We start from the raw sequence: 14,911 nt of genomic DNA, 5'->3' as shown, positions 1-14,911 counted from the left end.
AAAAAGCGGACTGCACGGCGCTATCCCACGGCGTCGAGCTGCGCCGCTGCTTTGCCTCGCCCCGGAATATGACTGAGCAGTTGACGGGTATATTCCGTTTGCGGCGCATCAAACAGGACATTGACGGCGGCCTGCTCGACCACTTTCCCCTGCTGCATTACGACTACGTAATCCGAAATCTGCCTGACCACGGCCAAATCGTGGGAGATAAACAGGTAGCTTAATCCCAGCTCGCGTTGCAGGCGGTCAAGCAGAGTCAAAATCTGCGACTGCACTGCGGCATCGAGGGCTGACACCGGCTCGTCCAGCACCACCAGCTCGGGAGCAATCGCCAACGCCCGCGCAATGGCGACCCGCTGCCGCTGCCCGCCCGAGAGCGCGCCGGGACGCACCGCCAGTAAACGGCGCGGCAGCTCGACGCTGTCCATCAGCCATTCCGCCCGCTCGCGCCGACTCTGGCGATTGCCGATAGCAAATGCCACCAGCGGTTCGGTAATGATGGCCTCAAGCGTCATTTTCGGATTCAGCGAGGCATAGGGGTTTTGATACACCACCTGCACCCGACGGCGAAATGCCTGCCGCTCGGCACGGTCCGGCGCGGTAAAGTCGCGCCCGTCGAAGGTTATCTCGCCGCCATCCGGCGACTCCAGCCCCAGCAGCATTCGCACCGTCGTGGATTTACCGGAACCGGATTCCCCGACCAGACTGGTCGTGGCACCGCGAATCACCGGAAATGACACGCGGTCAACGGCAAGAAAAGAGTCGCCACGGCTCGAGGTAAACTGTTTGCTGAGCTGTCGGGCCTCGAGCAGCACCTCGGGCGCGACGATTTCCGCACGGCGCGGCACGTCGAAAAAGGCCGGAGAGGCGTGCAGCAACTGGCGGGTATACGGATGACGCGGTTGGCTAAACAGCGCGGCGGCCGGCCCTGTCTCGACCCCTTTGCCGTGCTGCATGACCAGCACGCGATCGGCGCGTTCCAGCGCGACCTGCAAGTCATGCGTGATGAGGATAAGCGCAATGCCCTTGCTGCGCACAATGCCGTCGAGGGCATCGAGCACCTGCTTTTGAACCGTCACATCGAGCGCGCTGGTCGGCTCGTCGGCGATGATAAGTCTGGGATGATGGCTCATCGCCATCGCCAGCAACACCCGTTGGCGCATACCACCGGAAAGCTGATGCGGATAACTGTTCAGCACCCGCTGCGCGTCATTCAGGCCTACCTCGGCGAGCAGCGTTTCTACCCGCAGCGCGGCCTGTTTCCTGTTTACGCCGTGCAGCGTGAGCGCTTCGAGCATCTGTTTGCCGATACTCTGAATCGGATTCAGCGCCTGCCCCGGATCCTGCGGCACGAAGCCGATATCCAGCCCGCGTAACTGCTGCCAGCGGCGCTGACCGGCGTTTTCCAGTGCTTCACCCGCGAGATGAATCGTCCCCGACACCCGCCGCGCCTGCTTGCCGAGCATGCCGACCAGCGCCGATGCCGTCGTGGATTTCCCCGAACCGGAGCCGCCCACAATCGCGAGCACCTCACCTGCGGCAATGTGCAGGTCAAGATTATCGACGGCGCGCAGCGGTTGCCCGTCTTTTTGCCCATACTCGATGCTGAGCTGTTCGACCGACAGCAACCGGTTTGTAGATATCTGGCTCATGCTTCCTCCGCTCGGTCTTGAATGAATCCGGCTACGCGATTGGTTGCCAGCACTGCCAGCACAATCATCAGCCCCGGCAATGTGGTGTACCACCAGGCTGCGGCGATATAGTTGCGCCCTTCCGACACCAGCAGCCCCCATTCCGGCTGCGGCGGCGGTGCGCCGAATCCGAGAAAGCTCAGCGCAGACACGGAAAGCAGCGCAAAGCCGAGTTCCAGCGCCGCCAGCGACAGCACCGGTGCCAGGGCATGCGGAATAATATGACGGCGGATGATGCTCAAATGACTGACGCCACTCGCCCGCGCGGCCTCGACAAACAGATTGACCTTGCTGCGCAGCACCTCGCCTCGCGACAGCCGTGCGAACGTGGCAATCGACGACAGCCCGACGGCAATCGCAATATGCAGTGTGCCAAAGCCCAGCACGGTGACAATCGCCATTGCCAGCAGCAGGTTCGGTATTGCCATCAACACGTCAATCACGCGCATAAAGCCGTGATCGGTCCGACCGCCGACATAACCCGCGACAACGCCGATAGACGCGCCAGTCACCAGCGCAATGGCGACCGAAAACAGCGTTGCCTTCAGCGTCAGGGCGGTGCCGAATACCGTGCGCGAGTAGATATCACGCCCCAGGTGATCCGTGCCGAACCAGTGTGCGGTCGACGGCGGCTGAAGCGCCAGCAGCGGATTGCCGACCAGCGGATCCTGATGGGCAAACCATTGAGGAACGATGGCCCAGAGCGCAACAATCAGCAGAATAGCCACGCTAAGCCAGAAGGTGAAAGCCACACGCGGCCGAACGGCGGCATGCCTTTCAACGGGCAGGATCAGGCTCATTGTTTGCCTCCGAAGACTGCGCCAAGACGCGGGTCGAGCAGCGGATACAACAGGTCGACTACAAAGTTAACCAGCACAAACACCGCCGCCGCCGTCAGCACGACGCCTTGCACCACCGGAATATCCTGCGTCGAGACCGCGCCCTGCGCCAGTCGACCCAGTCCTTCGCGCGAGAATATGGTTTCCGTTACCACCGCACCGGCCAGCAGATGTCCAAATATCATGCCGGTCAGCGTCAGCAGCGGAATGGCGGCGTTGGGCAGCACATGACGCCACAGCAGGTGCGCCGTGCCGGCCCCCTTTAACCGCAGCGCATCGATAAACGGCCGCCGCCAGACTTCGGCAAGCGAACGGCTCATGACCTGTGCCAGCGTAGCCGCCGTCGGCACCGCCAGCGTCAGCGTCGGCAGCACCAGTGACTGCCAGCCCTGATTGCCCATCGCCGGAAACCATGCGTGGCTGAACGAAAAGGCCTGCAACAGCAGCAGACCCAGCCAGAACGTCGGCAATGCCGCGCCGAGAGAAGGCAACGCGAGGAATGCCGATTTCACACGGCCCGCAGGCAGCACGCTCACCCCTGCAGCCAGACCCGCGCCCACCACAATGGCGACCAGCAAGGCGCAAACCGCCAGCAGCAGCGTGGGCGGCAGCGCCTGCAACACCAGCCGGGTGACCGGGTCGCCGCTGACAATGGATTTCCCGAGCGAGCCGTTCAGCAGATCCCAAAGCGACCAGGCGTACTGTATATAAAACGGTTGATCAAGATGGTACAGCGCCTTCAGGGCGTTGACCTGCGCGATGTCGACGGTACTCTGCTCGCCCTGATTCAGCATGATGGTGACCGGATCCGACGGCAGGATATAGAGGATGACAAAGGTCAGCGTATAGGCCGCCCACAGCACAGCCACACTCATCAGTATCCGCTTCGCAAGCCAGTGCAGACGTGGCGTGGAGGGAGTTATCTTGTCGATCGGATTATCGGAAATCCAGGCCTTGTCGCTCATCGCGCCCTTCTCTTGTGTTATGACTTGGGAGCAAGCCAGGTGTCGTAAAGCTGGAACCGCGACGAGGCGTCGTAACGGAAACCGTGCACGTTGTTGCCTGTGGCTATCACCGTCGCCAGTTCCACCAGCGGAATAGCGTCGCCGTCGGCAATCAGCCCTTTCGCGGCTTCGGTTACCAGTTGCTGACGTTTTGCGTTGTCCAGCGTCTGGCTCGACTGTTGCAGCGCCGTATCTACCTGATTGGCCGCGCGCTTGTTGACGTTGCGTCCGCCCGGACCTGCATCGAACACAGTGCGCAGCACGTCGGGATCGGAACGGGTCAGGTTATAGAACTCCGCCTCCTGCGTGCCGCTCGACTGACGGGCAATCACCTGCCCTATCGGCGCTTTCTCGAGCTGCATATCGACACCCACCTTTTTGAACTGCTGCTGCACCAGCTCGATAAACGGCGCGGACTGCCAGTAGGTCAGCGTAAAGCTCAGGCGCTTGCCGTTCTTGACGCGCACGCCATCCGGCCCCGCTATCCAGCCATCTTGCTGCAGCAGATTTTCTGCCGCCTGCGGGTCATATTTCAGCGCGCTGCCGAGGTCCTGATACAGCGGCGTGGTTTTCGCCAGCACCGAACTGGCCGGAGACTGATAACGCGACAAGATGGGCTGCAACGCGGCGCGATCCACCGCCAGATTGAGCGCCTGCCGCACAGACGGGTCGGCCATCAGCGCCATCGACTGATTCGGATACAGGCTGTACACCAGACCGGGATTGCTGCGGGCGATAATCGGCAGCTTTTTGGCCAGGATCAGCGGCTCGTCCTGCGGCGTGACGCCTGCATTGAGATCCAGTTGTCCCGATACCAGACTGCCAAAGCGCACGCCGGATTCGGGAATAACGCGATACTCGATGCCGTCGAGATAACTGTCGCCCTGATGTTTCGCCAGAGAAGAAGGCCATTGGTAGCCCGTTCGCCGCGAGAGAACGACTTTCTGATTGTGTACGAAGCTCGAGAGCACAAACGGGCCGGTGCCCACCAACGCGCCCTGACAACGCGCATCGGCGCTGGTCTTCACCGTCTTGTCGGCAAAAAAGCCCAGACTCATGGTCGACGTGGCCTGTAGAAACTGGGCGTTGGGCTGTGCAAAGACAATCGTTACGTGCTGCGCGTCCGGCGTGTCTATTTCGGTCAACCCTTTCAGATAGGTCGAAGCCAGCGACGCGCGTGCGCCCATCGCCACAATGGCCTGCAAGTTGTCCTTGACCGACTGCGCGTTGAACGCGGTGCCGTCGCTGAACGTCACGCCCTCGCGCAGCGTAAAGGTAAAGCGGCGATTGTCGTCGCTGATTTGCCAGTCCGTGGCCAGCCACGGCACGATTTTACCGGTGGCCGGGTCCTGATCGGTAAGGGAATCGGTCATCTGCCGACCGATGTTCAGCGAGTTATTGTTGCCGACCTGCTGCGGATCGAGGCAGTTGGGATCGGTATCGATAGCTACCACCAGCTTGCCGCCAGAATGCGGCGCATCGGAGGCGGGCTGACTGGCGCTCGCCGTCGCTTCGGGTTTGTCGCAGGCCGTCAACGCCGACGCCATCAGCAACGGCAAAACCAGCCGACGCAGTGGCGCGCCGGTTATCACTTTGCGGGTATATCCTTGCACGTGCCTTTCCTTATTATTGTTCTGATTATTTGGCCGCGACGCCTGCCAACACGTCTTTTGCCTTCTGCCTGTCGGCATACCGGTTGCTTTTGAAAGGAATATCCAGACGTTCGCGCAGGGTTCGGGCCTGCGTGTTCGGCTGCCAGTAACCGCGCTCGGCCAGAATCGGCAGAACCAGCCGGGTGATATCGTCGAGCGCTTCGGTGAGCACCGGGCCGCTGATGATAAAGCCGCTGGCGCCGCCCTCTTCAACCCAGCGAATAAAGGTGTCGGCCACCTGCTCCGGCGTGCCGAAAAATTCGCCTTTCGGCAAGGTGGTCTGGAAGGCGATATCACGCAGCGTCAGGTTTTCTTCTCTGGCGCGGCGCTTGATTTGATCGGTGGTGGAACGGAAGGTGTTCTGGCCCAAATCGCCCACGTCGGGGAAAGGCCCGTCCAGCGGATACTGCGAGAAGTCGTGGTGGTCGAAGAAACGTCCCAGATAGGCCAGCGCATCTTCAACCGACAGCAGAGACAGCAGATACTGGTATTTGGCTTCGGCTTCTTCCTGGGTGCGGCCAACAATCGGGCTGATACCCGGGAAAATACCGACCGGATGACGATGATTTTTCGCCACCTCGCGTTGCAGCTTGGCTGAGTATTCCTGCGCCTCTTCCAGCGTGCGGGCATTGGTAAACACCGCATCGGCGGATTTTCCGGCCAGACCGATGCCCGTATCCGACGCGCCTGCCTGGAAGATAACCGGTTGGCCCTGCGGCGAACGTTGAATGTTCAGCGGGCCCGCGACGGAGAAGAACTCGCCCTCGTGATTGAGTTTATGCAGCTTGGCGGCATCGAAAAATACACCGCTTTCGCGATCGCGAATAAAAGCGTCGTCTTCCCATGAGTCCCACAGCCCCTGCACCACGTTGATGTACTCCTCGGCAATCTGGTAGCGCAGTGAATGCTCGGGATGCTGCTTGCCGAAATTCTTCGCCGAACCGGCCAGCGGCGAGGTCACGACGTTCCAGCCTGCGCGACCGCCGCTGATGTTATCGACCGAGGCCAACTGGCGCGCGACGGTAAAGGGATCGCTGTAGGAGGTGGAAATGGTGCCTGCCAGACCGATGTGCTGCGTCGCCGACGCCAGCGCAGAAAGCAGCGCGATAGGCTCGAAACGATTCAGAAAGTGCGGCAGTGATTTTTCGTTGATATGCAAACCGTCGGCGACAAACAGAAAGTCGAAGTGGGCCGCTTCCGCGCGCAGGGCCAAATCGCGGAAATACGGGAAATTGACGCTGGCATCGGCCGGTGCCTTTTCATGACGCCATGCGTTCATGTGTCCGCCTGCGCCGTGCAGCATCAGGCCCAACTTAATACTTTTCTTTGACTGGCTCATGGTAAGCATCCTTATACAGAGAGGTTTTATCTGATATTTCCATAAAACCGGATGCACGCTAAATACAAAAACGTCCTTTCTTATCCCTCTAATTAGCTTAAGCACAATGCCGCGCCCGTCGGGCTATTCCCGCCATTTTCAATTAATCAATTTAGATAGTTAATTTTGTTGTTTTACTTCGAGTTAGGGCTCGGGAATAGTGCCATTCATAGCCCAATAAGCCATTCACAGGATAAATAATAACAATGAAGCATCGCGCAAAATTAACCGCCGTCGCCGCGCTCTTGAGTCTTTCATCACACGCCTTTGCCGCGAATACAGGCATTGACCTGGTTGCCAACGAAACGCCGATCGACACGCCGAAAAGCGCCGAAGCCGCGGCGAAAATACCGGCCAATTTTAAATTCGTTAATCCGGGCTACCTCACCGTTGCGGTTGCCGTGCTGGGCAGTTCGCCGCCGTTTGGCCTGTTCGCTCGCGATAATAAAACCGTGATCGGCAGTGAAGCCGACATCGCCCGCCTGGTCGCCGACGGGCTGGGCCTGAAAGTCAAACTGGTTCCCGCCTCGTGGGAAGACTGGCCGCTTGGGGTTTCTTCCGGTAAATACGATGCCGCCGCCTACAACATCACCGTCACCAAGGAACGTAAAACCAAATTCGATTTCGCGACCTATCGTCAAGACACGCTGGGCTTTTATGTGAAATCCACCAGCAATATTACCGCCATCAAGGCCGCGCCGGATATCGCCGGCAAACGCATTATCGTGACGTCGGGCACCAATCAGGAATCCGTATTGCTGGCCTGGGACAAAGAGAATCAGGCCAAGGGGCTGAAGCCGTTTACGCCGGTCTATGTCACCGATGATGCCGCCGCGACGCTGGCGCTGCAATCGGGTCGCGCCGATGCCACCTTTGGCCCGAACGTCGCTGCCGCCTATAAATCCAAACTTACCGGCACGACCAAGCTGGTGGGGATAGTTCCGGGCGGCTGGCCGAAAACTGCCAACATCGCCTTTACCCTGAAAAAAGGCAATGGACTGGTCGACGCGGTGCAGACGTCAATCGACAGCGCCATCGCCAACGGCAGCTACCTGAAAGTGCTCGATCGCTGGGGTGAAAGCGTGGAAAAAATCGATCATTCAGAAATAAATCCGCCGGGCCTCGGCGACTGATTGTAGGAAACTCCCTATGAGCCAGGATAAATTTATTCACACGCAACCTGATGATCCTCTTGTCGTGCCGATTATCGAAGGCCTGTTTGGCGAATACCGCGCCCGTTACGGCGACTATTTTGGCAAACAGAAAGAAGAGGATCCTTTAAGCGCGTATGCCCCGCCGGACGGCGATTTTATCGTGCTCCTGCGAGACGGTCGTCCCATCGCGATGGGTGCTTACAAGCGGTATGACGAAAGCACCGCCGAACTGAAACGTATCTGGACCGATACCTCGCTGCGCAGGCAGGGACTGGCACAAAAAGTGGTGAAAGAGCTGGAAGCGCTGGCGCTGAAAAGCGGGTATTCCCGTGTCTTTCTGACCACGGGGTTTCGTCAGCCGGAGGCAGTCAATCTGTATCTGTCCCAGGGCTATGAACCTCAGTTCGATATCCATGCCGATCGCGAGACGCTGGCCCTGCCACCGCATGACGGCCGTCTGCCGTTTATCAAGCACCTCTCGCCCGTCGCTGCGGCGGTCGAGTCGGCGGTGAATGAAACCGCCGAAGATGACAATATATCACTGGCGGAGAAAGCCTATGACTGACGTTAGCGCCCGCTCGAATCCGGCATCGCCGTTGAAGGTAGTGCCCGCCCGTTACCCGCTGCGCCTGCTCGGCGCGGTGTTTGCCCTGTTTATCCTGCTGGCGATTGTACAGTCCATCGCCACGAATCCGCGCTGGGAATGGAGCGTATTCCGCCAATACTTCTTCGAGCCGGTGATCCTTTCCGGACTGGGCAGAACCCTGCTGCTTACTCTGCTTGGTACGGTATTCGGCGTGATTTTCGGCACGCTGCTGGCGCTGGCGCGGCTGTCGAAATCCTATCTGCTGAACTCGCTGGCATGGGGTTATATCTGGCTGTTCCGTTCGTTGCCTTTGCTGCTGGTTCTCATCGTGCTGTATAACTTTTCCTATCTCTACGACAGCCTGTCGCTCGGCATTCCGTTTACCCAGCTGGAGTTTTTCAAGCATCCCACAGTGGATCTGCTGGATCAATTCACCGTAGCGGTGCTCGGGCTTTCGCTGGTGCAGTCCGCCTATACCGCCGAAATTATTCGTGGCGGCATCAATGGCGTAGAACAGGGACAGCATGAAGCCGCCGCCGCGCTGGGATTACCGGCTTATCGTCGCACTTTCCGCATTATCTTGCCGCAGGCGCTGCGCGCGATTATTCCAACCGGTTTCAATGAAGTGATCGGTCTTGCGAAAGGTACCGCCATTGTCTATGTCATCTCGATGCCCGAGCTGTTTTATACCGTGCAGATCCTCTATAACCGCACCCAGCAGGTGATTCCGCTGCTGATGGTCGCCACTGTCTGGTATCTGGTCATCACCACCGTGCTGTCCGTGCTGCAATATTATGTCGAGCGCTATTTCGCGCGCGGTACGACACGTCAGGTTGCCCTGACTCCGCTGCAACGCCTGCTGCAATGGCGCGCGGCCCGACCTTAACTGGAGCATCGTATTATGTCAGAAGCCTTTGATCTCTTTGTCAATCGTCCGACGGACGCTGCTCAACCGGCTTATCATCGCCCCCAGCGGCTGCCCATTGGCGGACGCATTGAAATCAGCAATCTCAGCAAATCCTACGGCACCTTCAAGGCGCTGGACGATGTGAGTCTGACCATTGAATCCGGCACCGTCACGGTTATTCTCGGCCCTTCCGGCTCCGGGAAATCGACGCTTTTGCGTACCATCAATCATCTTGAAAGTGTCGATGAAGGTTTTATTCAGATAGATGGCGACTACATTGGTTATCGTCGTAAAGGCGACAAACTGTATGAGCTGAAAGAGAAAGCGATTCTGAAACAACGCATCCACTGCGGTTATGTGTTTCAGAATTTCAATCTGTTCCCGCATATGACGGTCCTCGACAACATCATCGAAGCGCCCATCGTGCATGGTCTGTATAACCGCAAGCAGGCCATCGAACGGGCCTATGAGTTGCTCGATACCGTTGGACTGCGCGACAAGGCCCACGCCTGGCCGCGCCATCTTTCGGGCGGGCAGCAGCAGCGGATTGCTATCGCGCGCGCGCTGGCGCTCAATCCAAAAGTGATGCTGTTTGACGAGCCCACGTCAGCGCTCGATCCGGAATTGGTTGGCGAAGTGCTGGACGTTATCAGGAAGTTGGCCGAATCAGGCGTTACGCTGGTCGTTGTCACTCATGAAATCGGCTTTGCACGACAGGTGGCTGACCGCGTGGTGTTTATGGTTGACGGCGCCATTGTTGAAACCGGCAAGGCTTCGCAGGTGCTGGATAATCCTCGTCATCAGCGCACACGCCGTTTTCTGGAAAAAGTGCTGTAAGTATTGGCGACCGGTCGGCGGTTTCCCCCTCCGACCGGTTTATACACGTTCTCCTGCCCCGCTTCCCCCGCATGTATTCTGCTCATTTATATATTTTCAACAAATAGAGAGGAAGGTGTATTTATATTATCGATGGTCTATAGTTTGAGCCTTCACGATCATGGATAGGGATGTGCAATGACCTCCTCATTTTTTAAAAATGAATCTATCAACGCCGTTATTAAAGATTTTTTAGATAAAAAACTGCGCGAATTCAGCGGCATTAATTATGCCTATGCCATTATCAATAAAAAAGACCCTTCGGAAACCACAATAATCACCAATAAAAGTGACTGGGCGGAAATTTATATAGAAAATAAATGTCAGCTTACGGACCCTGTGGTGATCACCGGTGCAAATAGAATTCTGCCTTTTACCTGGGATGAAAACATTGTGATCACCTCCGGATTAAAACTCCCTAAAGTCTTTAATATGGCCAGAGACTACAATATTGTCAGTGGCTATACGTTTGTGGTGCATGATGCCACCCACAACTTTGGCCTGCTCTCGATAATGACCCACGAATTTTGCGATTATGATCTTGAGGCCAGAATTGAACGTCAACAGGACAAACTGCAAATGTTATTATTGCTGGTGCATGACAAACTCCTGTCGCTATACAGTGAAATGCGCCGTATTGGCGAAAAACCCGAACTTCCCCCCGAATTTTCTCTAAAAGAGAAAGTGAGGTTTCTGTATTTCGCCAGTCTAGGCAAAACCTATAAAGAGATTGCTGTCTTGCTGGGCATCAAATTAACGACCGTAAAATTTCACTCGCGCAATGCCCTCACAAAACTCGGCGTCAGCAATATTCGCCAGGGGATAAAAATTGCCCATGAGCTACAGCTTATCAAGCCGGTCCCGCTGTGAGGCAAACGCCAGCGGCCATCCGATAAAATCGGGTGTGTCCATCTGGCTTTTGCCGTGTATGCCGTCAAAAAGCACATGCTGATTTTTACAGTCAACGGGCAGATGAACAAGATAGACCCGCTGGCGCTTTTCCGAAATTCCCTGTTCAATGATTGAAATCTCCCAGCCCGACCTTTTGATTATTGTGTACATTGCATGACTGACAATCGCATATATGCCCTTATAGCGCATTGACAGGCAATAATTGATAACGGCGAGATACAGCATGCTGGTGACAGGTTGCCGAATAAGCTCGAACGCTTTTATTTTGTTTTTATCCACAAAAAAGCGGCTTGCTTCGATGAAATTTCCTTCAGGTAAATCGATTTTTTCAAAAAAGGGAAGAAAAGTGCCAATAATCATGGTGGGATAACGCGTTTCAATGAGCCGAAGACTGCATACCACCTGTTCATTGCACACGCCCATAATATAGGTCGTATGTTCGTTGTCATAGGCATCGAACTCCATATTATTTTTGCAATTTACCTCCCAATTTAAACGGTCTTTAAATACTTTTTTCTTAATGAGTAAATCTCCGTCGATTTGTCTTCCGATAAATCGCGATAATTAATGGCAGTAAGCTCTAGCATAATGTCTTCCATTCCGTGGTGACGTCATAGTGTGCGAGAAGACAATATCCGAGTCTCTCTAAAACAGCCAGTAAAAATATTCTTTATAAATATTCGATATTTATTTAAGCTCATCTATTTAAGTGACGAATAGCTCAAATATAAATATTATTTAATTCATAGAGGCAATAAAAAAAATTAAATATAATCAATCATAAAAAAAGCCAGTTAATGAGTCATAATGCTCATTAACTGGCCTTTTCAAGACAGACATCTCTCTTTCGCGATTAACTGACTGCCAGCAGCGGACGCACCTCTTCGCGTTCACGGCTGTTGGCGACCAGCGCCAGCAAGATTTTCTGCACCGCCTGAGCAGGCTGCGAGAGCGGTAAATGATCCGACACACACAGCGAAAGCGGTGCCTGAATAGACGGACTGCCGATACAGGACATCCAGGCATTGGCTGGCCCGACGATGGCCCTTGCGGCAGACTCGGGCAAAATCGTGGCGCCCAGTCCGCTGGCAATGGCCGCCGTCAGCGTGGTGGCCGACTCAATCTCGCCGATAACTTTCGCCGAGAGTCTGCGCAACGCCATCGCATCATCCACCAGCTTGCGCAGCACATCGTTGGTGCGCGGCAGGAACAGATTGAGTTTGGCGACGTCGGTCAATTCAATATATTTGCCCGGATTGGGCACGGAATGGGTTGCGACGAGATAAAGATCCTCTTTCATCAATGGCACAAACGACAGGCCCGGAATCGCTTTATTTCCGTACAGCACGGCCATATCCATGCGGCCATTCACCGTTTGCTCGGTTAATTCACTGCCGAAGTTTTCATTGAGATACAGCAGAATACCCGGATGCTGTTCACGTACGGCCTGCAGCAACGGAAGTGCCAGCATGGAGGCGGCCGTGCCGGGCGCCATACCCACGGAGACCTGCCCGTTCAGCGCCAGACCCGCGCAGTTGACTGCGCTATGGGCCTGCTCGCATTGGCGGAGAATGGTCTGCGCATGGGCATAGAGAATATTGCCCGCTTCCGTTGGCGTAACGCCGCGTTTGGTGCGCACCAGAAGCTGTTGTTTCAGTTCCCCTTCAAGCGTAGCCAACTGCTGACTCAGGGCCGGCTGGGCGATATGCAGCACATCTGCGGCCTGCGTGAGACTGCCGATATCGACGATTTTCACGAAGTACTTCAAGCGTCTGAGATTCATCTCTGTCTCCATCGAACCTGGTAGCGATAAACTTGAAAAGGGTTGCCCCTAATTGAAGCGAACGTTCTTTATCATAATTTCCGCGAATACTTGATTCGTCGGACCCTGTCATTTTATGAAGCAAGATCAGGGCCAATTAAGGTCATGAGTCATTAATACTCATGAAAAAATCAGCTAATACTCTATTTTTTAAGCAAAAATCAGATTGAGCCAAGCGACATTAAAAAAGCGGGCCGAAAGTTGCAGAAAATTTCTGCAACGGCTATGCACCAACATAATGCAAACTTATGGATGAAGAAAAGAGAAAGGTGTCGAGAGAGGCTGTCGCAGGAAGCTATTCCTGCGACAGAGAAGGCGTTAAATCGAAGGGATCATGCCGCCATCGACGCGGATGACAGAACCGGTCATGTAAGACGCCTGACGGCTCGCGAGGAAGGCCGCGACAGCGCCATATTCTTCGGGTTCGCCATAGCGGCCAACCGGGATGGTCGCCGCACTCTTCTCGGCAACCTGTTCGACCGACAGCCCTTCGCGCCCTGCGCGGGCTTCATCCAACTGCCCCAGACGCTTGGTCGAAATACGGCCCGGCAGAATCACGTTTACCGTAATGCCGTCACCGGCGACTTCACCGGCCAGCGTTTTCGACCAGCCCACCAGCGCCATTCGCAGCGTGTTGGACATGCCCAGATTGGGAATCGGCGTCACGATACCTGACGACGTACTGGTGATGATGCGCCCCCACTTGAGGCTGCGCATGTCCGGCAGCACCTTGTCGGTCAGCAGAATCAGGGAACTCACCATCGTCGAGAATTGGGCCGCCCAGGTTTCCGGCGCAACGCCACTGGCTTTCGACGGCGGCGGCCCGCCGGAGTTGTTGACCAGAATGCCGACAGGACCCAGATATTGATGGATCCCGGCCAGTACGTCATCGAATGTTTCCGGCTGGGTCAAATCCATCACAAAAGCCTTGGCACGTCCGCCGTTGGCCTTGATAATCTCGGCCGTTTCAATCAGCGAAGACTCGGTGCGGCCACACACCGCCACCACTGCTCCTTCTGCGGCCAGCGAGAGCGCCATCGCCCGTCCCAGACCACTTCCCGCACCGCTTACCAGTGCCACACGTCCCGTAATACCAAAATCCATCACATACCTCTGTCGTTTGATTTACTGACCTTGTTCAAAACCATTTGATAAGCCGACTGGAGATGTTTGCGCATCATGTCGGCCGCATCGCTCATCCGTTCTTCCAGCACCGCGTCAATAATCGCCACGTGCTCCTGACACCACTCCCGCACGCGCTGCTTGTTGGTATAGGAACCAAACTCCAGCAGGCGGCGCAGGCGGTTTTGCTGCTGAATGGCTTGCAATACAAAAATGTTGCCGCTGAATTCGGCGAGCATTTCGTGAAACGTGGCGTCGGTTTCAAAAATCTGCCGACTGTCGACTGCCAGAATATCTGGATGATTTATCAGATAGATATGCTGAAGCCGCAGACGCTTGAGTGCGCTTTTGTCGGCGCGGAAACTGGGTGAAACCAGCCCGCCCGGCTCAATCATCAGGCGAAATCCATAACCGTTGCTCAACGCGACATCGCTGTTGAGCGTTGGCAAAAATGACCAGCCATGCCCTTTGTTGCGGGCGATCAGGCCGTCTTCCGCAAGGCGCAGCAAAGTGCGCGACATCACGCCGCGATCGGCATCGTAGCGTTGGGCTATTTCAATTTGCGTCAACGAATCCGGCAGCTTGCCTGCAATACGGTCTTTCACCAGCTGCTCGTAGAGTTCCTGATCGCTGCTGGTAGGCACATCAATGTTGATGCGCTGGAGTTGGTCATAGGCTTTCAGCAGGAAAAATCCCTGATTGCGCCGTGCTTCGATAATGCCCAATTCGCTCAAAAGCTTGAGCGCGGCGCGAACCGGTGTACGCGACACCCCTGCCATATCGGCAAGCTGCTGTTCGCGCAGATGGTGGCCTGGCTCAAATTTTGCTTCTCGAATCAGGTCGAGGATCTGGTTGGCCAAACGCCTTCCGCTGGCAGTCGCTGTTTGTGTCATAAAAGCAGGCACCTAAAGTATTTATTGCGATAAAAATACAATATCACAGTGCGACGAAATGGTGAAGCCTGTACG

14 protein-coding genes are annotated in these 14,911 nt (G+C 55.9%); 5 read left to right on the top strand and 9 right to left on the bottom strand.

The window, feature by feature from the left end:
• Positions 1-20: 20 nt before the first annotated feature.
• From O1V66_RS03730 to O1V66_RS03710, 5 genes are read right to left on the bottom strand one after another with little or no spacing between them, the layout of a single operon-like run.
• Entirely contained in the window at positions 21-1,652 is a 1,632-nt protein-coding gene (locus O1V66_RS03730; RefSeq protein WP_045047122.1) for a dipeptide ABC transporter ATP-binding protein, read from the bottom strand.
• Positions 1,649-2,491 carry an ABC transporter permease gene (locus tag O1V66_RS03725; protein ID WP_045047123.1) on the bottom strand — a complete coding sequence of 281 codons (843 nt, stop codon included), beginning with the start codon at positions 2,489-2,491 and terminating at the stop codon, positions 1,649-1,651. Before O1V66_RS03725 ends, O1V66_RS03730 begins: the two co-directional genes overlap by 4 nt.
• Positions 2,488-3,495 carry an ABC transporter permease gene (locus O1V66_RS03720; RefSeq protein WP_045047124.1) on the bottom strand — a complete coding sequence of 336 codons (1,008 nt, stop codon included), beginning with the start codon at positions 3,493-3,495 and terminating at the stop codon, positions 2,488-2,490. Before O1V66_RS03720 ends, O1V66_RS03725 begins: the two co-directional genes overlap by 4 nt.
• Positions 3,496-3,512: 17 nt before the next feature.
• Positions 3,513-5,147: an ABC transporter substrate-binding protein gene (locus O1V66_RS03715; RefSeq protein WP_045047125.1), complete on the bottom strand. Its 1,635-nt coding sequence runs from the start codon at positions 5,145-5,147 to the stop codon at positions 3,513-3,515.
• 25 nt (positions 5,148-5,172) lie between these two features.
• Complete coding sequence (locus O1V66_RS03710) at positions 5,173-6,525, bottom strand: LLM class flavin-dependent oxidoreductase (RefSeq protein WP_045047126.1); 1,353 nt, start codon at positions 6,523-6,525, stop codon at positions 5,173-5,175.
• A gap of 245 nt (positions 6,526-6,770) precedes the next feature.
• Between O1V66_RS03710 and O1V66_RS03705 the strand changes: the two genes are divergently transcribed.
• The 5 genes from O1V66_RS03705 (at position 6,771) to O1V66_RS03685 (ending at position 10,957) form a co-directional block, all read left to right on the top strand.
• Positions 6,771-7,697, top strand: coding sequence for an ABC transporter substrate-binding protein (locus tag O1V66_RS03705; RefSeq protein WP_045047127.1), 927 nt, complete (start codon positions 6,771-6,773; stop codon positions 7,695-7,697).
• 16 nt (positions 7,698-7,713) lie between these two features.
• Positions 7,714-8,283, top strand: coding sequence for a GNAT family N-acetyltransferase (locus O1V66_RS03700; protein ID WP_045047128.1), 570 nt, complete (start codon positions 7,714-7,716; stop codon positions 8,281-8,283).
• Positions 8,276-9,190 (top strand): amino acid ABC transporter permease, encoded by a 915-nt coding sequence (locus O1V66_RS03695; protein ID WP_045047129.1) that lies wholly within the window; start codon positions 8,276-8,278, stop codon positions 9,188-9,190. Before O1V66_RS03700 ends, O1V66_RS03695 begins: the two co-directional genes overlap by 8 nt.
• A gap of 15 nt (positions 9,191-9,205) precedes the next feature.
• The gene (locus O1V66_RS03690) at positions 9,206-10,048 is read left to right on the top strand and encodes an amino acid ABC transporter ATP-binding protein (protein ID WP_045047130.1); all 843 of its coding nucleotides are present in this window, start codon (positions 9,206-9,208) and stop codon (positions 10,046-10,048) included.
• A 177-nt stretch (positions 10,049-10,225) separates the two neighbouring features.
• Positions 10,226-10,957 (top strand): helix-turn-helix transcriptional regulator, encoded by a 732-nt coding sequence (locus O1V66_RS03685; protein WP_269128107.1) that lies wholly within the window; start codon positions 10,226-10,228, stop codon positions 10,955-10,957.
• Here O1V66_RS03685 and O1V66_RS03680 read toward each other — a convergent pair.
• The 4 genes from O1V66_RS03680 to O1V66_RS03665 all read right to left on the bottom strand — a co-directional run bounded on the left by O1V66_RS03680 (position 10,928) and on the right by O1V66_RS03665 (position 14,836).
• The gene (locus tag O1V66_RS03680) at positions 10,928-11,464 is read right to left on the bottom strand and encodes an acyl-homoserine-lactone synthase (RefSeq protein ID WP_269128105.1); all 537 of its coding nucleotides are present in this window, start codon (positions 11,462-11,464) and stop codon (positions 10,928-10,930) included. The genes O1V66_RS03685 and O1V66_RS03680 overlap by 30 nt on opposite strands.
• Before the next feature lie 388 nt (positions 11,465-11,852).
• Positions 11,853-12,782: a nitrogen assimilation transcriptional regulator NAC gene (nac, locus tag O1V66_RS03675; protein WP_045047133.1), complete on the bottom strand. Its 930-nt coding sequence runs from the start codon at positions 12,780-12,782 to the stop codon at positions 11,853-11,855.
• A 357-nt stretch (positions 12,783-13,139) separates the two neighbouring features.
• Positions 13,140-13,925, bottom strand: coding sequence for an SDR family oxidoreductase (locus O1V66_RS03670; RefSeq protein ID WP_045047134.1), 786 nt, complete (start codon positions 13,923-13,925; stop codon positions 13,140-13,142).
• Positions 13,925-14,836: a GntR family transcriptional regulator gene (locus O1V66_RS03665; RefSeq protein WP_045047135.1), complete on the bottom strand. Its 912-nt coding sequence runs from the start codon at positions 14,834-14,836 to the stop codon at positions 13,925-13,927. The genes O1V66_RS03670 and O1V66_RS03665 overlap by 1 nt, the downstream gene beginning before the upstream one ends.
• Positions 14,837-14,911 lie beyond the last annotated feature (75 nt).

Source organism: Rouxiella chamberiensis (assembly GCF_026967475.1).
In the GTDB taxonomy this organism is placed as follows: Bacteria; Pseudomonadota; Gammaproteobacteria; order Enterobacterales; family Enterobacteriaceae; genus Rouxiella; species Rouxiella chamberiensis.
This window is presented reverse-complemented; position numbering and strand designations above follow the sequence as displayed.